Source organism: Capnocytophaga cynodegmi DSM 19736, assembly GCF_000379185.1.
GTDB classification, from domain to species: Bacteria; Bacteroidota; Bacteroidia; order Flavobacteriales; family Flavobacteriaceae; genus Capnocytophaga; species Capnocytophaga cynodegmi.
The window spans coordinates 1-24,194 of sequence record NZ_KB900738.1; the positions used below are offsets into that span (position 1 = coordinate 1).

The following is a 24,194-nucleotide window of genomic DNA, read 5'->3' on the forward strand; positions in this document are numbered from 1 at the left end:
TTTTCTGAACTTTTTTTTCAAAAATATTTTTTTGAACTTTTTGCTTTATTACTAATCACTAATCCCTATTAACTAATGACTCTCTCAAAGCGGGTGCAAAAGTAGTACTTTTTATGATATATCCAAAATATTTAACCATTTTTTTAAAATATTTTTTATCAAACAAAATAAAATACTGAAAAACAATAGTTTATAGTGAAAAAATAATTTAAGTATATTATTCAAAAAACAATTTACGACATTCTACACTCTACTTACTTGAACAAAACCATATAATAATGGTACATTGCTATGGTGTGTCCTAAATTCCTGTATAATTTTCAGGAGCAATTGCTTTTAATTCTTTTTTAATTGTTTCGGAAACTTCCAAGGTTTCAATAAATGAGGCTATAGTCTGTTGGTTAATTTTTTCGTTAGTCCTAGTCAGCCCTTTCAGAGCTTCATACGGATTAGGATAGCCTTCTCTACGAAGAATTGTTTGAATAGCTTCTGCTACTACTGCCCAATTTTGCTCCAAATCCCAACGAATCTTTTCTTCGTTAAGTAACAATTTACCTATTCCTTTCAATGTAGACTTCAATCCTATTAATGTATGACCAAATGGAACCCCTATATTACGTAATACGGTGCTGTCTGTAAGGTCGCGTTGCAGACGAGAAATAGGAAGTTTTGCTGATAAATGTTCAAAAATAGCATTCGCAATTCCTAAATTTCCTTCAGAATTCTCAAAGTCAATCGGGTTTACTTTGTGTGGCATTGCTGACGACCCCACTTCTCCTGCTTTTATCTTCTGTTTAAAATAATCCATTGAAATATATGTCCATATATCACGATTGAAATCTATTAATATGGTGTTGATACGTTTTAAAGAATCAAAAAGAGAAGCCAAATTATCGTAATGTTCAATCTGTGTGGTAGGAAAAGAATGGTGCAATCCTAATGTATTTTCAACAAATTTTGTACCAAAAGTTTTCCAGTTTACAGACGGATATGCCACGTTATGAGCGTTATAGTTTCCTGTTGCCCCTCCAAATTTTGCGGAAAAAGGTATGTTTTTGAGTTGCTTCAATTGTTCTTCTATTCGAACTACAAAAACCTCAATTTCCTTGCCTAAACGAGTTGGTGAAGCTGGTTGCCCGTGTGTACGTGCCAACAAAGGAATATCTTTCCATTGAGATGAAAGAGACTTTAAGTTATCAATAATATTTTGTAAATCAACATAATAAACTCTATCCATAGCTTCTTTGATAGAAAGCGGAATTGCTGTATTATTAATATCTTGTGATGTAAGCCCAAAATGTATAAACTCCTTATATTCAGATATATTTAATTTATCAAAAGCATTTTTTATGAAATATTCGACCGCTTTTACGTCGTGATTCGTCGTCTTTTCAATTTCTTTAACCTTGGCAGCTGAAGTAGAATCAAAATTCTGATACAATTCACGAAGTTTTGGAAAAATATTTTTTGGAAAATTTTTCAATTGAGGCAATGGCAATTCACAAAGAGCAATAAAGTACTCCACCTCTACTAGAATTCGGTATTTAATCAATGCTTCTTCCGAGAAAAATGGTATTAATTCTTTTGTTTTATCGGCATAACGTCCATCAATGGGAGAAATTGCTTGTAATGACATCTTTATTTATAGTTTTCGGTAAGGGACAAAGATAGGAATTTTTATGAATTACGAATTATGATTTATGATTTATTTCGCTACCTTTGTGAAAGTAAAACAGAATACTTTCTTTAAAATTCATTTTTTTTTTACATTGAAAAATATCTTTTATCATATTAAACGTTTTATTCTCTGGAAATTTAAAAAAATTAAATCTAATCCTATTAAATATCTGATAATTACAGCCTTATTAATATGGTACTACTATTCACTCCCTAAACACTTATTTTCAAATAATTACGCTACAATTGTGGAAAGTTCTGAAGGAAAACTTTTGGGAGCAAAAATTGCTGAAGATGGGCAATGGCGATTTCCAGAAAATGATAGTATTCCTCATCGTTTTAAAACTTCTCTAATTCATTTTGAAGATGAATATTTTAATTATCATTGGGGAGTAAATCCTATTTCTGTTGGGAAAGCTTTATTTGAAAATCTTAAAAAAGGTGAAATAATTCGTGGAGGAAGTACTATCACTCAGCAAGTTATTCGCCTTTCCAGAGAAAATCAAAAACGCACCTATTTTGAAAAACTTACCGAAATGATTTTGGCAACTCGTTTAGAGTTCAGATATTCGAAAGACAGAATTTTGTCTCTTTATGCCTCTCACGCTCCATTTGGCGGAAATGTTGTTGGGTTAGATATGGCTTCTTGGCGTTATTTTGGAGTTGCTCCTCAACAATTGTCGTGGGGACAAAGTGCTACATTGGCTGTGCTTCCAAATGCTCCAAGTCTAATTTTTCCTGGAAAAAATCAGACAGCTTTGAAGAAAAAACGAGATAATCTTCTTAAAAAAATGTATGACAAAAAAGTTTTTGACAAAGAAACTTATGAACTTGCTTTGTTGGAACCTCTTCCTCAGAAACCACACAAATTGCCTCAAATAGCACCACATTTCTTAGAATTTGTTGCAAAAAAACAACAAGGGCAACGTATTCGCTCAACTATTAAAGTTGTTATTCAGGAAAAAACAAATCAGATTGTAGCAAATTATCACAAACATTATTCACAATCCGAAGTGCATAATATGGCTGCAATTGTGGTTGATGTAAAAACTCGCAACGTACTATCTTACGTAGGAAATACGCCTACCGATGAAAATCATCAGAAAGATGTAGATATTATTCACGCTCCGAGAAGCACAGGAAGTATATTAAAACCAATACTTTATGCTGGAATGCTTGACAAAGGAGAATTACTACCTCAGGAATTAATCCCCGATGTTCCCACTCAAATTTCAGGATATTCTCCCCAGAACTTTAGCAATACTTTTGAAGGAGCCGTCTCGGCTGATATGGCTTTAGCAAAATCATTGAATATTCCATTTGTTTGGCTATTGCAAAAATTTGGAATTTATCGATTTTACGATATTCTTCGGAAATTGAAGCTTTCAGATATAAAAAAACACCCTGACCATTACGGGCTATCAATCATTTTAGGTGGAGCAGAAAGCAATTTATGGGACTTGGCTCGTGCATACACTAACTTAGCATCTGAACTAACTATTTTCAGCCAAAGACAAGCATATAGAACAGATGAGTTTCAAGAATTAAAATACAATTCAACGGAAGATATTTCTACTTTTGGAAGTTTCATTTCTGAACCTACTATTTTTAAAGCGGGTGCTATCTGGAAAATGTTCGAAGCTATGAAAGAAGTAAATCGTCCTACTCAGGACATTGCTTGGAAATACTATGAATCTTCTCGAAAAATTGCTTGGAAAACAGGCACAAGTTTCGGTAATAAAGATGCTTGGACAATTGGTGTCACTCCAGAATTTGTAGTCGCCGTTTGGGTGGGAAATGCTACAGGAGAAGGAAGGCCCACACTCACAGGAGCTTCCTATGCTGCACCTGTAATGTTTGAAATTTTCAATTCATTACCCTCTACTTCTTGGTTTTCAAAACCTTATGATGATTTAGAAGAACTTATAGTATGTGAAACCTCGGGTTTTTTAGCAAAAGAGGAATGCCCCAAAAAGTCTGTTCTCACAACAATTACAACCAATGACCATACTATTTGCCCATATCATAAAATCGTTCATCTTGACAAAAGCGAGAAATTTCAAGTAAATACTTCTTGCGAATCTTCAAACAATATAATTTCAAAGTCGTGGTTTATTCTCCCTCCAGTTATGGAATGGTACTACAAAAATAACCATATTGATTATCGAAATCTTCCTCCTTTTCGAGAAGATTGCTTGGAATTAAGCGGTTCTAAAAGGCTTGACTTTGTCTATCCAAAACACAAAAGTATTATTTACACAACTAAAAATTTTGGCGGAGAATTACAACCTTTCATAGCAAAAGCAGTGTCCTCTGAAAAAGGAAATGTTTTTTGGTATTTGAATGAAACTTATTTAGGAACAACAAATCTTTTTCACGAAATGAACATATATGCTCCTAAAGGAGATAACATTTTACGAATCATTAATACCAAAGGAGAAGAAAAAGTAATACAAATTATCATTCAGTAATATTCGTTCGAAAATAAACAAAAACAGGAGCAGATTAATCTACTCCTGTTTCTTTATTGTACTTACAAATATTATAATTTCTTTTTAACCGCCACCTCTTGGAAAGCTTCAACTACATCACCTTCTTTAATATCGTTGTAGTTCTTAATTTGCAATCCACAATCATAGCCTTTTGAAACTTCTTTAACATCATCTTTAAATCGTTTTAATGATGCTAACTCTCCAGTATAGATTACAACACCATCTCGGATAATTCGTATTTTTGAATTTCGGAATATTTTTCCGTCAGTAACCATACATCCTGCAATAGTCCCTACTTTTGAAATTTTGAACAACTCACGAATTTCGACAGTTCCTGTAACTTCTTCTTTAAACACAGGAGAAAGCATTCCTTCCATAGCGTCTTTCAAATCATTAATAGCATCGTAAATGATTGAATACGTACGGATATCTATTTCCTCTTTATCTGCTAAGGTTCGTGCATTTGCCATCGGACGAACATTAAATCCAATAATAATCGCGTCCGAGGCTGACGCTAACAACACATCTGATTCTGTAATTGCTCCGACTCCTTTATGAATTATAGAAACCTGAATTTCTTCTGTTGATAATTTTTGGAAAGAATCCGTCAAAGCTTCTACTGAACCATCTACGTCTCCTTTTAAAATGATATTTAATTGTTTGAAATCTCCTAAAGCGATACGTCTTCCGATTTCATCAAGAGTGATATGACGTTGTGTACGTACAGATTGTTCACGTTGCAACTGAGCCCTTTTGGCAACAATTTGTTTTGCTTCACGCTCATCTTCAAATACATAGAATTTATCTCCTGCCTGAGGAGCTCCGTCCAATCCTAAAATAGAAATCGGAGTTGAAGGTCCAGCACTTTTAACTTTTTTGCCTCGCTCATCGTGCATTGCACGGATTTTTCCGGAGTTTGTCCCAGCTAACACATAATCACCTATGTTCAACGTTCCTGATTCAACCAATACTGTTGAAACATATCCTCGCCCTCTATCAAGCGATGCTTCAACAACAGTCCCCACAGCACGTTTGTTCGGGTTGGCTTTCAGCTCCAACAATTCAGCCTCCAGAAGTACTTTTTCTAAAAGCTCCTGAACACCAATCCCTTGCTTTGCTGAAATATCTTGTGATTGGATTTTTCCTCCCCAATCTTCCACCAATAGGTTCATTCCTGCCAAACGCTCTTTAATTTTTTCTGGATTTGCAGTAGGCTTATCTATCTTATTAATTGCAAATATAATAGGAACGCCTGCTGCCTGTGCGTGGCTAATTGCCTCTTTTGTTTGTGGCATCACATCATCGTCGGCTGCTACAACAATAATGGCAATATCTGTAACTTTTGTACCACGTGCACGCATTGCGGTAAAAGCCTCGTGTCCAGGCGTATCCAAGAAAGTTATTCTTTCGCCACTTTCTAATTTAACTCTGTAAGCTCCAATATGTTGCGTGATACCTCCACTTTCTCCTGCTATTACATTTTCTTTACGAATATAATCTAGCAATGAAGTTTTTCCGTGGTCAACGTGTCCCATAACGGTAACTATAGGAGCTCTTGGCACCAAGTCCTCTTCTTTATCTTCTTCAATATGAATTGATTCTTCTATATCAGCGGTCGCAAACTCAACTTCAAAACCAAATTCATCTGCTACGATTGTTAGAGTTTCTGCGTCCAATCGTTGATTCATTGTAACCATAATACCCAATGACATACACGCTCCAATTACTCTATTAATTGGCACATCCATCATTGTAGCTAACTCATTTACAGTAACAAATTCCGTTACTTTGAGTATTTTTTCTTCTTGTTCTAATTGTGCTAACTCGGTTTCTGTTTTCTGACGATGTAAATCACGCTTTTCCTTACGATATTTAGCTCCTTTTGATTTAGCAGCTTTTCCTTGCAGTTTTTCCAGAGTTTCACGGACTTGCTTTTGAACTTCCTCTTCAGTAGGTTCTACCTTTGTGAAAGTTTTTGCTTTTTTATTTTTTCCGTCCTTTTTGTTATTGTTAGCTGATGAAACGCTTGGCTCATCTTTTCGAATGCGTTTGCGTTTGCGTTTCTCAGCATTATCATCTTGTTTTGGAGTTTCTGTATTAGGTTTAGTATTTTCCTTTTCCTTCCCTCCTTTTTTCTTTTTCTTCTTCTTTTTCTCGAACTGGCTTAAGTCAATTTTTTCTCCGACCAATTTTGGACCAGTAAGTTTCTGATATTGAGTTTCAAGAACTTCAGGTTCCTCTGGTTCTTTTTCTTCAACCTTTTGTTTGGGGACTTCTTTTACTTTCTTGTAAATATCTTGCTGATTCTGAGGTTTGTCTTTTTGAGGTTTGTCTTTCGAGGGAAATTCTATTTTTTTCTTTTGTTGTTCTTTAACTTTTTCTACGATAGGTTCTACCTTTGCTACTGGAGCTTTTTCTTCAACAGATTCAGGTTTTGATTCCTTAATTTGTTGAGAAGTCTCAGGTTGAGCTAAGGTTTCGACATCTTTTTTCTCTACTTGTTGAGTAGGTTCTTCTTTTTCAGTCGGAATTTCAACTGGCTTTTCTTCCTTTTTAGGCTCAAGGTCAATTTTGCCAACAGTTTTTATTCCTGCAACAGTTCCTTTAGCTCTAATAACTTCTTGTTCTTGTTGCTTACGTTTTTTCTCATTTTCTTTTTCTTGTTCAATACGGATAGCTTCACGCTCTTTACGCTGATCTTCAACAATTTCTTTTGAAGCTTCACGTTTATTTTTATCCGCATTAAACTTATCAGAAAGAAGTTTCACAACTTCTCCCGAAATCTTTACATTGGGATTGGATTCAATTTCAACCCCCTTTTCTTTCTTAAGATAATCAACAGCCGTATCCAAAGAAATGTTAAACTCCTTTAAAACCTTACTTAATCTTGTAGTTCCCTCACTCATATATTTTTTATTTCGCCACAAGCAAATAGCTTATAGCCTTGTAAACCTCAATTTTTTTGTTCTCACAAACGTTCAAAACCCTACCGAAAGCGAAAATTTCGGCAAAGATAATCATTAATCTTCAAATTCCTCTTCTAAAACCTTAATAACCTCACGAATTGTTTCTTCCTCAAGGTCTGTTCGTTTCATCAAATCAGAAACTTCTAATTCCAAAATACTTTTTGCTGTATCTAGCCCTGCTTTTTGGAACTCTTCAATAATCCAACCTTCAATTTCGTCATCAAACTCGCTAAGCTCAATATCTTCATCGTTAATTCCTTCTCGATACACATCTATCTCATAACCAGTCAATTGACTTGCTAAACGAATATTGTATCCAGATTTTCCAATTGCTTTTGAAACTTCTTCTGTTTGAAGGAAAACTTCTGCTCGTTTTTCTTCTTCATTAATTGTGACTGAACTTACCTTAGCAGGAGCCAATGCACGAGCAATCAATAATGAAGCATTTGAAGTATAGTTAATTACATCAATATTTTCGTTTCCTAACTCACGTACAATTCCGTGAATACGCGACCCACGCACACCTACGCAAGCTCCCACAGCATCTATGCGATCATCAAAAGAATCTACCGCAACTTTTGCTTTATCTCCTGGTATACGAACAACTTTACTAATCGTAATTAACCCGTCCATAACTTCGGGAATTTCCTGTTCAAACAAACGTTCCAAAAACACTGGCGACGTTCTTGACATTATGATAGAAGGCTTATTCCCTTTAAGTTCCACAGACTCAATAATACCGCGAACGTGTTCACCCTTTTTGAAAAAATCAGAAGGAATTTGCTTTTCTTTTGGTAAAACAATTTCATTTCCTTCATCATCTAATAATATTATCGCACGATGCCTAATATGATGAACCTCAGCTGTATATATTTGTCCTATTAAATCTTTGAATCTGCGATAGATGGTTGTACTATCGTATTCGTGTATTTTGGATATCAAGTTCTGACGTAACGCCAAAATTGCTCTACGTCCTAAACTTGCAATTTTTATTTCCTCAGAAACATCTTCTCCTACCTCAAAATCAGGCTCAATTTTTCGTGCTTCTGTTAATTCTATTTCCTGATTTTCATTCACAACAGCCCCATCTTCAACAACCACTCGGTTTCTGAATATCTGTAAATCTCCTTTATCAGGATTAATAATTATGTCAAAATTATCATCTGAACCATATTTCTTTTTCAAAGTATTACGAAATACTTCTTCCAAAATCGCCATTAAAGTCTCACGGTTAATTAATTTGTCATCTTTAAACTCTGAAAAAGACTCTATTAATTCAAGATTATCCATAATAATTTTAATTAAAATTTAATGATTACTTTTGTTTCTTTTATATCATTTAAAGCAAATAAATGCTCTCTTTTAACGGTTATTTTACCTTTCCCTACAGGTTTGGGTTCACGCGTTTCCGTTTCAAGAGTTATATTACCTCCTTCTACATTCTTAAGTAGTCCTTCGTGCTTTTTCCCATCAGTGGTTTTAACTTCTACATTTCTGCCTATATTTTTGCGATATTGCCGCTCCAACTGAAAAGGCTCAGTAGCTCCGAAAGAAGTTACCTCAATAGAAAAATCAACTTCTTCCCTATCTAAATTATGTTCAACCGCACGACTAATTGCTATACAATCATCAATTCCCACACCTTGATCACCGTCGATGACAATACGTACTGCATTGTCATTTGAAATTGATAAATCAATCAAAAATAGTGTCGGATTTTCAGACAAAACACTGTCTATAAGTTCTTTAACTTTATCTTTAAAATTCATTTTTCTATAAAAAGAGGGGACTTTATGTCCCCTCAATGCTCCATTCCACGAGGCAAAGATACAATTTTTTCAATAAATCAAGAAAAAAAACAAATTTATTTTGTCATATGGTTTTTATTCCATACCTTTACGGAAAGTTAATTGGCATTGAATTTATCAACTATAAAAATTCAAAACAAAAATTAATGGTATTCAAATTATTCCACTCATAACACTCATAAACAATGGAATAAGGAATGTCAAAATAGTATAAAATTAATTATTTAACTCTAAAAGTAATAATCATGAAAAAGATTCTCGTTACCACCGATTTTTCAGAAAAATCAATTGCTTCTTTGAAAGTTGCGATTGAATTGGCAAAACGCCAAAAAGCTGAAGTATTCTTGTTACACGCTCTTGAACTGCCTTTCCGATTAGCAACACAAGAGCATTCCTCCATACCTGAAGCGATGTATTTTTTAAATTTATCAAAACAACGTTTTGACAGCATCAAAAAAGAATTAGGAGGAGAAATTGAAATTAAAGACCTTATTGAAACAGCACCTTTGGCTGACGCAGTTGAGGATGTTGTTAAAAAGTATGGAATTGACCTAGTTTTTATGGGTTCAAATGGAGCATCAGGTACTAAGGAACTTTTTATTGGGTCGAATGCAGAGAAAGTTATTCGAACAGCAAGTGTTCCTGTACTTGTAATCAAAAATCCTGAAGAAAAGCTTAACATCAAGCATATTATGTTTGCGTGTGACTTCACGAAAAGATTTTTGAAACCATTTGAAAAAGCTGTAAAATTTGCAGAACTTTTCAATGCAAAAATTGATTTGGTTTTTGTCAATACACCTTACCAATTCCTAACAACTTCAGAAATCAGAGAGCGTATGAATGAATTCTTAGAAAGTCAAAATTCAAATATTGAGGAATTTGAAACACACGTTTACAATGATATTCGCATTGAAACTGGAATTCTGAATTATGTAGCAGAAAACGATATTGATTTGATTTGTATGTTCCCAAGCGGAAGAAAAGGAATTGCTCATTTCTTTAACGGAAGTATCAGTAGTGATTTAGTGAACCACGCAACAAAGCCTGTACTTACAATAAAAATGTAATCTTTTCAAAAGATTTAGTGATTTTCAAACTTTGCCAAAGAAAAATATAAAAAAAATTGACTTTGGCAAAGTTTTTTTATACCCTTAAAATTTATCTTTTATTTCCTCAAGTACTTCTAAAATTTGTTGCAACTCATCTAAAGTAACTAACTTCTGCCGATATTCTTTGAAATTGGGAATTCCTCGAAAATAATTCGCATAATGGCGACGCATTTCCAACACACCTTGACGTTCTCCTTTCCACTCTGCTGACCAAGTTAAGTGATTTTTAACAGCTTCCACCCTATCCGAAATGGTTGGAGATGGTAATTTTTCTCCTGTTTTAAAATAATGTTTTATTTCATTGAAAATCCAAGGGTAGCCAATTGCTGCCCTACCTATCATTATACCATCAACGCCATATGTATTCCTATATTCCAATGCTTTTTCAGGAGAATCAATATCTCCGTTGCCAAAAATAGGAATTTTAATGCGTGGATTTTCCTTAATTCGTGCAATATGAGACCAATCCGAATGTCCTTTGTAAAGCTGAGAACGTGTACGAGCGTGAATAGACAACGCCTGAATGCCAACATCTTGCAATCTTTCGGCTACTTCGTCAATATTTATTGAATTTTCGTCCCAGCCCAAGCGTGTTTTAACAGTAACAGGTAATTTTGTGCTATTAACCACCGCTTTAGTAAGCCTTACCATCAGGTCGATATCTTTTAAAACTCCTGCACCTGCTCCTTTTGAAACCACTTTCTTTACAGGACAACCAAAGTTAATATCCAATAAATCAGGATTTACAGTCTCAACGATTCTAGCAGAAAGAGCCATTGCTTCTTCATCACCTCCAAAGATTTGAATTCCAACGGGACGTTCATAATCAAATATATCCAGCTTTTGTTTACTCTTTATAGCATCTCGGATTAATCCTTCTGAAGAAATAAATTCACTAAAAAGCATATCTGCTCCGTGAATTTTGCATAATCTGCGAAAAGGAGGGTCACTCACATCTTCCATCGGAGCAAGTAACAACGGAAATTCTCCTAAATCTATGTTTCCTATTTTAACCATTTACAATTTAAAATATCTATGCCTTAAAAAAGACTGCAAAACTATTGCATTTAAGTGAAAATCCAAAATGTTATTAAACCCCTACCCTAAAAAATCGATTTGTTTGTTCGCTAAAATCAATTAATGTGCTTCAAGCCAGTTTGTTCCAACGCCCAAATCCACAACTAAAGGTACAATAAGCTTGAAAGCGTTTTCCATTTCGTATTTAATAGCATTTTTTACTTCTTCCAATTCTATTTTTGGCACATCGAATACTAATTCATCGTGTACTTGTAGTAACATTTTGCTTTTAAAGCCTTCTTTTTCCAATCGGTTTTGAACACGAATCATTGCTATTTTTATAATATCGGCTGCACTTCCCTGAATAGGAGCATTGATAGCATTTCGTTCAGCTGCACCTTTAACTACTTGATTTCGAGAATTAATATCTGGCAGATAACGTCTTCTTCCTAAGATAGTTTCTACATATCCATTTTGTTGAGCAAAAAATATTTGCTTATTGATATAATTACGTAAGTTAGGATATGTAGCATAATAAGTTTCTATGAGTTCTTTACTTTCTGTACGTGAAAGGTCGGTTTGGTTACTAAGCCCAAAAGCTGATACACCATAAATAATTCCGAAATTTATTGTTTTGGCGTGGCTTCGTTGTTCGCGTGTAACTTCTTCAATAGGAACATTAAAGACTTTAGCAGCTGTTGAGCGATGAATATCCTCATTATTCAAAAAGGCTTGAATCATATTTTGTTCTTCACTTAATGAGGCAATGATTCTGAGTTCAATTTGTGAGTAATCTGCTGCTAATAAAATGTGATTTTCATCTTTAGGAATGAACGCCTTACGTATTTGTTGCCCTCTTTCTGTACGAATTGGAATATTTTGCAAATTTGGGTTGTTACTGCTCAAACGCCCAGTGGCTGCAACCGTTTGCATATAGGTTGTGTGTACTCTTCCTGTTTTAGGATTTACTTCATTGGGGAGTGCATCAATGTAAGTTGATTTTAATTTTTGAAGTTGCCTCCATTCCAAAATATCGGCTACGATTTTGTGTTTATCGGCAAAGTATGAGAGAACTTCTTCCGATGTTGCATATTGCCCTGTTTTGGTTTTTTTAGGTTTTTTATCAATTTTAAGTTTTTCGAATAAGATTTCGCCCAATTGCTTAGGAGAAGCCAAGTTAAAATCTTCTCCTGCAGCTGTTAAGATTTCTTTTTCGTAAGCGATAATATCTTCATCTAATTTTTCCGAAAGCCCTTTTAAGAAAGAAGTATCCAGATTAATTCCTTCCAACTCCATTTTTGCAAGTACTTGTACCAAAGGAGCTTCTAACTCACGATAAATTTTATCTGCATTTACCTTTTTGAGTTCTTCTGTAAAGATTTCTTTCAATTGCCAAGTAACATCGGCATCTTCAACGGCGTATTCTTTCTGGTCTTCAAGAGATACGGAACGCATCGAAAGCTGATTCTTGCCTTTTTTTCCTATTAATTTTTCAATAGGAATGGGAGTATAATCTAAATATGTTTCAGAAAGTACGTCCATATTGTGACGCATATCAGGATTAATGAGATAGTGAGCTACCATCGTGTCGAACAATTCGCCTTTTACCTCTATTCCATAATTGTACAATACTTTTATATCGTATTTTAGATTTTGCCCTACCTTTGTAATTTGCTCCTTTTCAAAAAAAGGACGAAATTCTTGCAATAATTCAGAAGCTTCTGACCTATTTTCAGGAAACGGAACGTAATATCCTTTACCTTTATGCCACGAAAAAGCAATTCCAACCAATTCAGCATTCAAACTTTCAAGATTAGTTGTTTCTGTATCAAAACAAACTGCTTCTTGTTGCAATAAATTTTGAAGTAAAAGCCTACGAGCCATTGCTGTATCCGCCAATTGATAATGATGAGGCGTATCTTCAATAGTTTTTTTACCAGAAGATAGATTTTCTGCAAATAAATTACCTTGTACTGCAAATAAATCTGTTTGACCTTCCACTGATTTTGATTTTTGAACCACTATTTCAGGAGGTTGGTACGTACGCATAAAATTCTGAAGCAATTGCCTGAATTCCAATTCTTCAAAAAGTTTTGCGACAGACTCAAAGTCAGGTTTTGAAAGTTCAAAATCAACCTCATCAAACTCAACAGGAACATCTAACATAATAGTTGCCAATTTTTTGGACAAAATTCCTTTTTCAGCATTATTTTCGATGTTTTCTTTCATCTTTCCTTTGAGCTTATCTGTATTTGCTAACAGATTTTCCATACTTCCGAACTCTGCCAGAAGTTTTTTAGCTGTCTTCTCACCCACTCCAGGAAGTCCAGGAATATTATCAACAGCATCGCCCATCATTCCAAGAAAATCAATTACTTGCTCGGGTGATTGTACTTCAAACTTTTCTTTGACCTGCTCCACTCCCCAAATCTCAACATCATTTCCATTACGAGGAGGACGATAAACAAAAATATTTTCAGAAACTAATTGTGCATAATCTTTATCTGGAGTAACCATATACACCAAATAATTCTGCTTTTCAGCCTTTTTGGCAAGTGTACCAATAATATCATCAGCTTCATAACCTTCCTTTTCAATGATAGGAATGTGCAAAGCCTTTAGTATTTCGTGAATGTAAGGCACTGCAATACGAATAGCTTCGGGAGTTTCCTCTCGATTAGCTTTGTAATCCGTGAACATTTCCGTACGAGCCACACTTCCACCTTTGTCAAAGGCAACAGCCAGATGGTCAGGTCTTTCTTTTTTTATCACATCAAAAAGTGAATTCATAAAACCCATTATCGCCGAAGTATTCAATCCTTTTGAATTAATTCTCGGATTTTTAATAAAAGCGTAATATCCTCTGAATATCAAAGCATACGCATCTAAAAGGAAAAGTTTCTTTTTCAAAATAATCAAAGTTTTTTAATGCAAAATGAAAAGCAAAACATCACTTTTTATTCCCTTCATTTTGGGCAAATATAATCAAAATAATCAGAATTGGAGATTTCAAACTTCAAAAAATTAGCAAATAACAGATTGATTATTAATACAAATCCGTAATTTTTAGATTTTTTTTACTTCAGGAAGCTAAATTATTGTTTTAAGAAACTAAAATATTGCCTCAAGAAGCTAAATTATTGTTTCAGAAAACTAAAATATTGCCTCAAGAAGCTAAATTATTGTCTCAGAAAACTAAAATATTGTTTCAAGAAACTAAAATATTGCTTCAGGAAACTAAAATATTGATTCAAGAAACTAAATTATTGTATTTAAAATAAATAGTTTTTCTTCACAAACAAAAAAATAGCACACACAAGAATTAAAAAAACTTCAAGAAGAGTACAATTCCTTGAAGTTTTTCATTTTTAAGAGTTTTCTTTATTCAGCAGGAGGCTGTGTTTTTATTTTTTTCTTTTCATATCGCTTTGCCATTTCATCTACTAAATTTTTAACTGAAGCATCTTTTTTGGCAGCCGTTTTCAGATAGGTATATACCTCATTACCTGTATGCATTACATCGGTAGAAGCTGCGTGTATGGTATCATCAATGTTTTCGAGGAGTGATGCTACCAAAATGCGAATATCCCAAAGCTGGTCGATAAGTTTTACATCATTGGCAAATTCCTCCTTATCAAATGATTGTAGCAAATACTGCGGAAAATTAGTTGCTCCACGCAAAGCGAGATTTACAAATTCCACACTTTTTTGCCCCATCGAAGCTCCTCCTCTTTTCTGATTGGCTGGAAGAGCAATCAAAAAAGGTAATAATTGCTGAATTTCTTGCAATTTTGCTTTTACTTGTTCTTTATCGGAATCCGATAGCTTTGCACTTACTTGGTTACTCATAATTCTTTTATTTTTAAATATTTCTGTCCGAAAGATACTAATTTTTTTGATACAAAATTCTTTTTTAGCAAATGTTTAACTTTTAGGGGATTATCTCGTTAAAAGTAAAAATGATTCCGAAAGCAAAAATATTGCTTTCGGAATCAAAATAAATACTTTTAGAATATTCTAATTTTTAAAACTAATCTTTTACAAACTTGATTGTTCCAAGTTAATAAAAAGAATTCTATTTTTCCAATGCTTTGAGTAATTCATTTTTTATTGTGTTTAAATTTGGAAAGCCTACACTTTGAAAGAAATGATTGCCCTCTTTATCAAAAATCACATAAGAAGGTAAACTTTTGATATTAAGTGTTTTTCCTAAGTACTCCCATTGATTTTTATTAATGCGATAATGTTGCCCTTTGATGTCTGAAATCATATTTTTCCAAGTTTGTTCCGGTGAGTTTTCTCCTGCTAAATACAAGAATATCACATCTTTATCGGCAAACTCTGCTTTAAGTGGCTCCATTTGTTTGTTGGCAGCCAAGCAAGGTCTACACCAAGTAGCCCACATATCTATCAAAATTACTTTGCCTTTAAAAGGCTTTAACATTTCTACCAAAAGTTGCTCATCACTGGTTTGAGGAACATTAAGCACAGTAAAACCTGTTTTCTTTTTATTTTCTTCAATTTGAGCCAAAAGTTCATCATTTCCATCTATTAAAATTTGCTGAATTTCAATAGGGAATGATTTTATTTCTTCTTTATTTTCTTCGGTAAGAGGCTTGTAATCTGAAAACTGATTAGCAATATTTCGAGCTTTGATAAGGTCTAATAAAAGAGTCTTATCTGTACCCCAGATTTCTGCAAGAGCTGTTGTTCCCTGATTTTTTTTATTATATTCTTCAAGTAAATCTTTATTTTTTAGAAATACTTGTTGCAACTCTTTCGCCTTTTTAAATTCTTCTACATTTTGTTTCGATTCAACAAATTCTTTAAGTATAATTTTATCATCTTCAGTGGTTTTTGGGTGTTTTAAAACAAAATCAATAAATGTATAAATATCTCCTGAAACCTTACGAAATAATGATAAATTATGAATCAAATTACTCACAACAGGTGATAGTAAAATATCATAATCGTTATATGGAATTTCTTTATAAATATTATAAAATTCATCTTTTCTAGGTTTGATAGAAATTTGTTTAACAGCTTCTTCGAATGAAATATTATGTTTTTTGACATATGCTTTTATCACATAATCATAGGACATATTAATATCATACACTAAATGGTGAATAGGTTGTAGATTCAAAATCTTTTTTGATAGAGCGTTTATTTTTAAACTATTATTTTTAAGAATAGCTTTTTTATATTCGTTTATTAAGTATTTTTCAAGTGTTTCTACTCCAAAATTGGCAACAGAATCAATCTTTTTTTCATCGTAACTACTTTTGTGTGAAAATTTATATACTTCATTGTTTATATCTGCCATAAAACCAGAGAAATAAATTTCTTCTACTTTTGAAACTATATTTTTTTGTAAACGACTTTGTTTACGTTGTATTTCAGGCAAATTAATAAGTACCTTTAATTCTTTATCAGGAGCAACCACTAACGGAATATTAAATGAATCAGAACGTAATATAAGTGAGGTAGGACTATAAATGGTAGTGTTAATTTTGAACGTGCCATCTTCCGAAATGGTTACGAGATTTTTATCTCGATTACCAGTAATAGGATTTGGGTAAATGAATACAACGTCCCCTAAATCGGGTTTATATCCTATGATTTTACCACTAATTAAACCTTTCCCTTTTTGCCATTTTACCGAAAAGTTCTTCGTAACTTGATGTTTTTGCTGAAATTCTTTGGGAATATTGATTTTATGTGATTGTTTTTTGCTCAAATCAATATCATAGATTTTAAAGCAATCTTTACAATCACCCTCTATAAAGTCAAATTTTTCAGTTTTTAAGGGTAAAGGTTCGAAAACAAGTTTGAAAGAAGCTTCTCCTGACTTTGGCATCCAAAAAAGAGAATCCAATACGATACCTTCACCTTTTCGGATTTTGTATTTTTTGTCTCCTGCTTTTAAATATGTATCTGATGCAATTCTAATCCAATAACCTGGAGTAAAAAATGCATCAACTTCAAGTAAAGTTTCTTTTTCGGAAAGACTCACTTTACGGATTTCTAACGTTTTAGTATTGGCAAACCCAAAAGGAGGTACATCTACAGTTTTGTTTTGAGCTTGTGTGTTTGCAATGTTAAAAGCAAACAAAATGATAAAAATTGATGATAGTAATTTCATAAAATTAATGGTTTAGTTGATAGTCTATTGAACAATAATTACTTTTCGTTTTTATAAAATTTTGATACAAAGCTCAAAGGTAGTTATTTTTTTATTAATCAGATAGATATAGAAGTCTAAATTTTAGCTTTAAAATTCAAAGTTTGATGTTTTTGGTTTATTATTGATTTTCACAAAGGCAAAAAAAGAAAAGCGATACACTATTTTTGTGCATCGCTTTTCAGTAGTTATGGAAAAAACAACATTATTTCAATTCCTGAAAATTGCGTTTGATAAAATCGGTAAGTTCTTTTCCTTTCAAAAGTCCTTGCGAAAGTCGTGCTAAATCAAAAGCTTGTTTGATGAGGCTTTGTTTTTCGTTTTCGTCCGCTGTATTTAGTATCGAGGTTGCCAAAGGCGAATTGGTATTAACCACCAAATGATACATTTCAGGGAAATTCCCCATTCCGAACATTCCGCCACCGCCCGTAGCACTCATTTCTTTCATACGACGCATAAATTCAGGCTGATTGATACTAAAAGGTGTGCTATCGCTGTCCAAATCTTCCAATTGCACCACAAAACCTTCACTCGAAATGCTTTTTTCGATGCTTTCTTTAAGCGATGTTTTTTCTTCTTCCGAAAATTTAGAAATTGTAGTGTCCTCTTTTTGAATCAGTTTGGAAATTGGAGCCGAATCCACTCGAGCAAAAGTCAAGTTTTCGTTATCGTATTCCAACTTCTGAATTAAATGCGACACAATAGGCGAATCCAAAAGCAACACTTGGTATCCTTTTTCTTTCGCCTGTTCAATAGCAGCGTGTTGTACCTCTTTATTTTGAGCGTAAAGCACCACTAATTTACCATCTTTATCGGTTTGTTGGTCTTTTAAGGCTTCTTTAAGCTCCGAAAGCGTATAATACTGGTCATCTACCGTTGGATAAAGCACAAAATCCCCTGCTTTTTCGTAGAATTTCGGCTCGGAAAGCATTCCATACTCCAAAACAATCTTAATATCGTTCCATTTTGATTGAAAATCCTCACGATTTGTATTGAAAAGCGATTTTAATTTGTCGGAAACCTTTCTGGTAATATAATTTGCGATTTTTTTAACATTGCCATCGGCTTGTAAGTACGAACGCGACACGTTGAGCGGAATATCTGGCGAATCAATAACTCCTTTAAGCATTGTTAAAAATTCTGGAACAATTCCCTCCACATTATCTGTTACAAAAACCTGATTTTGATACAACTGAATGCGGTCTTTTTGGATTTGCATATCCATTGATAGTTTTGGGAAATACAAAATTCCCGTTAAATTGAACGGATAATCCACATTTAGGTGAATGTGAAACAAGGGGTCGTCAAACTGCATCGGATAAAGTTCACGATAGAAGTTTTTATAGTCCTCGTCTTGCAAATCGGCAGGTTGTTTTGTCCACGCCGGATTTGGGTTATTTACAATATTGTCAACGGTTTGATATTCGGTTTTGTAATTTTCGTCGGCATTTTCAGGACGAGGAAGTGGCTCTTGTTTGGTTCCAAATTTAATCGGAATTGGCATAAATTTGTTGTACTTACGTAGCAATTCCTCAATGCGATGTTCTTCCAAAAATTCGGTAGAATCTTCGGCTATGTGTAAGATGATTTCCGTACCTCTTTCTGACTTTTCGGCAGGTTCAAGAGTATATTCAGGAGAGCCATCACACGTCCATTTTACGGCAGGAGCATCAGTGTACGATTTGGTGATGATTTCCACTTGGTTTGCCACCATAAAAGCAGAGTAAAACCCAAGCCCGAAATGCCCAATTACACCTGCATCTTTGGCAGTATCTTTGTATTTTTCTAAAAATTCTTCTGCTCCTGAAAAAGCAATCTGATTGATATACTTTTCCACCTCTTCACCCGACATCCCAATACCTTGGTCGATGATATGTAAGGTTTTATTTTCCTTATCAATCTTCACTTCGATGATAGGATTTCCGTACTCTACTTTTGCTTCGCCAATTTGGGTTAAGTGCTTTAATTTCAGCGTAGCATCGGTAGCGTTAGAGATGAGTTCCCGAAGGAAAATTTCGTGGTCGCTGTATAAAAATTTCTTGATAAGTGGAAAAATATTTTCCACCGAAACATTAATATTTCCTTTCATTTCTTATGAGATAATTTAATGATTAAAAGATTAAAAAAGCTCAAAAAATCAAACGATTTTTGACTTACGAAAATTGCTTTGGCAAAAAAAATACCAATGTTTTAAAAATGTCAATTTGTCAGTAATCATCAATATAAGTTTCTTTCAAAAAAGCAGAAAGAAGGTTGTTTTGTTTTCATATTTACTTCACTTATTTTTTTAGATTGTGCGTATTTTTTTGCATATTTAAAAATCTTTTTTACATTTGCCCCGATGAAATTATTTAGCAATACATATTGGTGGTGGCTTTCAAAATCTTGTTCAAGGTCTTGAAAGGTTACTTATTGTTTTAAATTCCATAAGAAAATTAAACTTTTAATAATATAGGCTTTGACATTAATTTGTTGAAGCCATTTTTTTTATACAAAAATTATGTTTGAAAGAAAAATACACTTAAAAACCATTGTGAAATCCGCGTTGGGAGATTTATTTACTCCTGTGGGAATTTATCTTAGGCTTCGTGACCAATTTCGAGATACAATTCTTTTAGAAAGTGCAGGAAAACAAGGAGAGGATAACAATTTTTCCTTCATTGCTATCAACGCTATTGCTGGAATTGAAATACGCAACTATAATGAAGCAGAAATAAAATTTTCAAATGAGAATGCTGAAAAAATAAGCCTTAAAGGCGAAAAACTAACCGATATATTACAAGGTTTTTCGAGTAGTTTTATATGTGAAAAACCCAATCACGACATCGGAAAAACAGCACAGGGACTTTTCGGTTACACATCATACGATGCTATTCCTTTCTTTGAAGGAATAAAGTTTAAGGAACAATCACAGGAAAATAAAATCCCGTTGCTTCGTTATCGTCTTTATCAATACGTTATTGCAATTAATCATCATAACGATGAACTTTTTATAATAGAAAATATCATAAAAGGTTTAAATTCAGAAGTTTCAATTATTGAAAACATTATTCATCAAAAGAATGCTCCTGTCTTTCCTTTTGAAAAAGTAGGTGAAGAAAAATCCAATTTAAGCGATACTGACTTTTTGGAAATGGTGGAAAAAGCACAAATGCATTGTAAAAGAGGTGATGTTTTTCAGTTGGTTTTGAGCAGAAGATTTCATCAGAAATTCCGTGGAGATGAATTCAATGTGTATCGAGCCTTACGTAACATCAATCCTTCTCCTTATTTATTTTTCTTTGATTATGGAGACTACAAACTCATTGGATCAAGCCCTGAAAGTCAGATTATTATAAAAGATAAAAAAGCTATAATTCACCCAATTGCAGGTACTTTTAAACGAACTCACAGCATCGAAAACGACTTAAAAGCAGCTGAAAGGTTAAAACAAGATCCTAAAGAGAATGCCGAGCATATTATGTTGGTCGATTTGGCAAGAAATGACCTTAGCATCTACGGAAAAAACGTAAGAGTTTCAAAACTCAAAGAAATTCACTTTTTCTCACACGTAATCCATATGGTAAGTGAAGTTGTCGCTGATGTTTCATCGGAGCAGAATCCTTACGAAATGATTTCCAGCACTTTCCCTCAAGGAACCCTCAGCGGAGCTCCCAAATTTCGGGCAATGGAACTCATCAATCAATATGAGAAAACATCTCGTTCTTACTACTCTGGGTGTATCGGTTTTGTAGGTTTCGATGGTAGTTGCAATCAGGCAATTATGATCCGTACTTTTTTGAGTAAAGAAAATACTCTTTTTTATCAGGCAGGAGCAGGAATTGTTTCAAAATCAGTACCTCATAATGAACTTCAGGAAGTAAATAACAAACTTGAAGCCTTAAAGAAAGCCATTGAATTAGCACAGAAAATATATTAATTTTTTCAAAATAGAAAAACGTATGAAAATCCTTGTTTTTGATAATTACGATAGTTTTACATATAATTTAGTTCAAATATTGGAACAAATTACTGATGGAGAAATAGATGTGGTTAGAAATGACCAAATTTCATTGGAAGAAATAGCAAAATACGACAAAATTATTCTCTCTCCAGGACCAGGCATTCCACAGGAAGCAGGTATTCTGTTGGATTTAATAAAAACTTACGCACCTACCAAACCCATCTTTGGCGTTTGCTTAGGGCAACAAGCAATTGCCGAAGCCTTTGGCGGAAGCCTCATAAATCTTTCAGAAACTTATCACGGGGTTGCAACAGAATCACATCAAATTAAAGAACACAACATTTTTAAAAATCTACCCAAAACTCTTGAAGTGGGCAGATATCACTCTTGGGCTGTAAATCCCGAGGATTTCCCCGATGAATTGGAAATCACCTCCATAGATGACAAAGGAATGATAATGAGCTTAAAACATAAAATCTATAACCTACACGCCGTTCAGTATCACCCAGAGAGCATACTTACCCCTGAAGGTAAAGAAATCTTAAAAAATTTTATGGAAATTTGATAATATGGTAATTTTATGAAACAAATTTTAGGATATTTATTTAATCACCAAACACTTACTCGAGCCGAAGCAAAGTCGATAATGCTTGAAATTTCTGAAAACAAATTCAATGAAAGTGAAGTTATGGCTTTCATTACCGTTTTTTTGATGCGAAACATCACAATTGATGAAATGGAAGGATTTCGTGAAGCTCTTTTAGAACTGGCTCTTCCTGTAGATTTACAAACTACTGATTTGATTGATATTGTAGGAACAGGAGGTGACGGAAAAGATACATTTAATATTTCAACGTTAGCGAGTTTTGTAGTGGCTGGAGCTGGGCAAAAGGTTGCTAAACAAGGAAATTACGGAGCCTCATCTGTTAGTGGTTCTTCTAACGTATTGGAAAAAATTGGCTATCGCTTTAAGAACAACTCATCAGAATTACAAGAAGATTTAGAGAAAGCTAACATTTGTTTTCTACACGCTCCACTTTTTCACCCAGCTCTAAAAAGCGTTTCCGCACTTCGTAAAAACTTAGGAATAAAGACTTTTTTCAACTTCTTAGGACCTTTGGTGAACCCTGCCAACGTTAATTTTTCCCTCATAGGTGTTGCGAATCTCGAAATAGCAAGGCTTTATCAGTATATCCTGCAAAGACAAAATATTTTTTTCACCATTGTAAATAGCCTTGACGGATATGATGAAATTTCATTAACGAATGAAACAAAAATTATTAATAAAAATGGTGAGAAGATTTTTTCAGCCTCAGAACTTGGATTTGAAAACATATCACAAGAAAGCTTGTATTCAGGCGGAAGTCAAGAAGAATCCGCCAAAATTTTTATGAATATTTTGAACGGAAAAGGAACGAAAGAACAAAATTCTGTAGTGATAGCAAATGCAGCAATGGCTCTTTTTTCAACCGAAAAGTTCGGTTCGTATTCAAATTGTATTGAAATGGCGAAAGAGAGTTTGGAAAGTAAAAAAGCTTTGAATGTTTTGAATGCTCTAATAAATTAAAATCAACTAAAATGAATATTTTAGACAAAATAATTCAGTACAAAAAAGAGGAAGTTTCTATTTCGAAAAAGCGTATATCAATTCAGGAACTAAAAAATTCGGAATTTTATGAAAGAGAGAGTTTCTCATTAAAACAAAGCATACAACAACGGACAGGAATTATAGCCGAATTTAAGCGAAAATCGCCCAGTAAAGGCATCATAAATAACGTTTCCAGTGTGCAAAATGTGTGTTTGGCATACGAAAAATTTGGAGCCAGTGGTGTTTCAATTCTTACTGATAAAAACTTTTTTGGTGGTAATTCGGAAGATATTTTACAGGTCAGAAAAAGCATTAAACTGCCCATTCTTCGCAAAGATTTTATGATAGATGAATATCAATTTTATGAAGCTAAAGCAATGGGAGCTGATGTGGTTTTATTAATAGCTTCTTGTTTGTCAACTTCTCAAACACAGGAGTTTACACACATAGCCAAGGAATTAAATCTTGAAGTTTTACTTGAAATACACAACGAATATGAATTGAAACATATAAATCAAAATATTGACATTGTCGGTATTAACAACAGAAATTTAAAAGATTTTAAGGTAGATTTGCAACATTCAGTCATTTTAAAAAATAGTTTACCAAAGGATAAACTTTCAGTTGCTGAGAGTGGCATCTATTCTGAAGAAGACTTTAAATTCCTCAGAAACAAAAGCTTCGATGCTTTTTTGATGGGAGAATATTTTATGAGAAATCAAAGTCCTGAAAAGGCATTCGAAAACTTTGTAAAGAACACAAAATGAGCTTAAAACTAAAGGTTTGCGGACTTACTCTCGAAAATCAAATCGAAGATTTGATAGCCTTAAACATCAATTTTTTAGGATTTATTTTCTATGAAAAGTCTCCCAGATTTGCACTTAAAAAACTATCTTTAAACAAATTAAGAAATTTTGAGCATACAGGAAAAGTCGGAGTTTTTGTTAATGAGAGTTTAGAAAAAGTTTTAGAAATTTCGGAAAAATCATCGCTTAACTTTGTACAGCTCCACGGCGATGAAACTCCAAATTTCGTAGAAAATTTACGCAAGAAATTAAATCCTGAAATAAAAATCATAAAGGTTGTACGAGTTAATAGTGCAGGAATAAAAATTCCTGAAAATATTGATGAAATCAATTTTTTACTTTTTGACACGGATAGCAAGAGTTACGGCGGAACAGGAAAAACTTTTCCTTGGCAATGGCTTGGCAACATTGAAATTCCTTTACCTTTTTTCTTAAGCGGAGGAATTTCTTTAGGAAACATTAAAAATATAGAAAAAATAACTACAAAACCTTTTTCATTGGATATAAACTCTAAATTTGAAAGTGAAGCAGGAATAAAAGATTTAACAAAGATAAAGCAAATAAAACATTACATAGACAACTTCAACAAGCTAAAATAAATTGA

The 24,194-nt window shown here is 33.5% G+C and carries 16 protein-coding genes; 7 read left to right on the forward strand and 9 right to left on the reverse strand.

Annotated elements, in window-relative coordinates:
* Positions 1 to 301: 301 nt before the first annotated feature.
* Entirely contained in the window at positions 302 to 1,636 is a 1,335-nt protein-coding gene (gene purB / locus YW9_RS0111100; protein ID WP_018280244.1) for an adenylosuccinate lyase, read from the reverse strand.
* A 64-nt stretch (positions 1,637 to 1,700) separates the two neighbouring features.
* On the opposite strand from purB, the gene pbpC reads away from it, so the two are divergent.
* Positions 1,701 to 4,148 (forward strand): penicillin-binding protein 1C, encoded by a 2,448-nt coding sequence (gene pbpC, locus YW9_RS0111105; RefSeq protein ID WP_018280245.1) that lies wholly within the window; start codon positions 1,701 to 1,703, stop codon positions 4,146 to 4,148.
* Between the two features lie 71 nt (positions 4,149 to 4,219).
* Here the strand turns inward: pbpC and infB are convergent, their stop codons facing one another.
* The 3 genes from infB to rimP form a co-directional block, all read right to left on the reverse strand.
* Positions 4,220 to 7,075 carry a translation initiation factor IF-2 gene (infB, locus tag YW9_RS0111110; protein ID WP_018280246.1) on the reverse strand — a complete coding sequence of 952 codons (2,856 nt, stop codon included), beginning with the start codon at positions 7,073 to 7,075 and terminating at the stop codon, positions 4,220 to 4,222.
* 114 nt (positions 7,076 to 7,189) lie between these two features.
* Positions 7,190 to 8,425 carry a transcription termination factor NusA gene (gene nusA, locus YW9_RS0111120; RefSeq protein WP_018280248.1) on the reverse strand — a complete coding sequence of 412 codons (1,236 nt, stop codon included), beginning with the start codon at positions 8,423 to 8,425 and terminating at the stop codon, positions 7,190 to 7,192.
* Between the two features lie 11 nt (positions 8,426 to 8,436).
* Positions 8,437 to 8,904 carry a ribosome assembly cofactor RimP gene (gene rimP / locus YW9_RS0111125; protein ID WP_018280249.1) on the reverse strand — a complete coding sequence of 156 codons (468 nt, stop codon included), beginning with the start codon at positions 8,902 to 8,904 and terminating at the stop codon, positions 8,437 to 8,439.
* Positions 8,905 to 9,188: 284 nt separating this feature from the next.
* Between rimP and YW9_RS0111130 the strand changes: the two genes are divergently transcribed.
* Positions 9,189 to 10,010 (forward strand): universal stress protein, encoded by an 822-nt coding sequence (locus tag YW9_RS0111130; RefSeq protein ID WP_018280250.1) that lies wholly within the window; start codon positions 9,189 to 9,191, stop codon positions 10,008 to 10,010.
* 84 nt (positions 10,011 to 10,094) lie between these two features.
* Here the strand turns inward: YW9_RS0111130 and dusB are convergent, their stop codons facing one another.
* From dusB to htpG, 5 genes are all read right to left on the reverse strand, one after another.
* A complete protein-coding gene (gene dusB, locus YW9_RS0111135) occupies positions 10,095 to 11,069 on the reverse strand; it encodes a tRNA dihydrouridine synthase DusB (RefSeq protein ID WP_018280251.1) in 975 nt (324 codons plus the stop codon).
* A 120-nt stretch (positions 11,070 to 11,189) separates the two neighbouring features.
* Positions 11,190 to 13,979: a DNA polymerase I gene (gene polA / locus YW9_RS12870; RefSeq protein WP_040354200.1), complete on the reverse strand. Its 2,790-nt coding sequence runs from the start codon at positions 13,977 to 13,979 to the stop codon at positions 11,190 to 11,192.
* Between the two features lie 471 nt (positions 13,980 to 14,450).
* The gene (locus tag YW9_RS0111160; protein WP_018280255.1) at positions 14,451 to 14,918 is read right to left on the reverse strand and encodes a hypothetical protein; all 468 of its coding nucleotides are present in this window, start codon (positions 14,916 to 14,918) and stop codon (positions 14,451 to 14,453) included.
* Positions 14,919 to 15,144: 226 nt separating this feature from the next.
* Positions 15,145 to 17,214 carry a TlpA family protein disulfide reductase gene (locus YW9_RS13185; RefSeq protein ID WP_018280256.1) on the reverse strand — a complete coding sequence of 690 codons (2,070 nt, stop codon included), beginning with the start codon at positions 17,212 to 17,214 and terminating at the stop codon, positions 15,145 to 15,147.
* Positions 17,215 to 17,458: 244 nt separating this feature from the next.
* Positions 17,459 to 19,342 carry a molecular chaperone HtpG gene (gene htpG, locus YW9_RS0111170; RefSeq protein ID WP_018280257.1) on the reverse strand — a complete coding sequence of 628 codons (1,884 nt, stop codon included), beginning with the start codon at positions 19,340 to 19,342 and terminating at the stop codon, positions 17,459 to 17,461.
* Between the two features lie 411 nt (positions 19,343 to 19,753).
* Here htpG and YW9_RS0111180 point away from each other — a divergent pair, with 411 nt between their 5' ends.
* Genes YW9_RS0111180 through YW9_RS0111200 form a run of 5 tightly spaced genes read left to right on the forward strand, consistent with a single transcriptional unit; the run spans position 19,754 to position 24,189 of the window.
* On the forward strand, positions 19,754 to 21,172 hold the full coding sequence (locus YW9_RS0111180; RefSeq protein ID WP_018280259.1) for an anthranilate synthase component I family protein: 1,419 nt from the start codon (positions 19,754 to 19,756) through the stop codon (positions 21,170 to 21,172).
* Positions 21,173 to 21,194: 22 nt separating this feature from the next.
* A complete protein-coding gene (locus YW9_RS0111185) occupies positions 21,195 to 21,761 on the forward strand; it encodes an anthranilate synthase component II (RefSeq protein WP_018280260.1) in 567 nt (188 codons plus the stop codon).
* A 15-nt stretch (positions 21,762 to 21,776) separates the two neighbouring features.
* Positions 21,777 to 22,763, forward strand: a complete 987-nt coding sequence (gene trpD / locus YW9_RS0111190) for an anthranilate phosphoribosyltransferase (protein WP_018280261.1) — start codon at positions 21,777 to 21,779, stop codon at positions 22,761 to 22,763.
* Positions 22,764 to 22,774: 11 nt separating this feature from the next.
* Positions 22,775 to 23,551: an indole-3-glycerol phosphate synthase TrpC gene (trpC, locus tag YW9_RS0111195; RefSeq protein WP_018280262.1), complete on the forward strand. Its 777-nt coding sequence runs from the start codon at positions 22,775 to 22,777 to the stop codon at positions 23,549 to 23,551.
* Complete coding sequence (locus tag YW9_RS0111200) at positions 23,548 to 24,189, forward strand: phosphoribosylanthranilate isomerase (protein ID WP_018280263.1); 642 nt, start codon at positions 23,548 to 23,550, stop codon at positions 24,187 to 24,189. Before trpC ends, YW9_RS0111200 begins: the two co-directional genes overlap by 4 nt.
* Positions 24,190 to 24,194 lie beyond the last annotated feature (5 nt).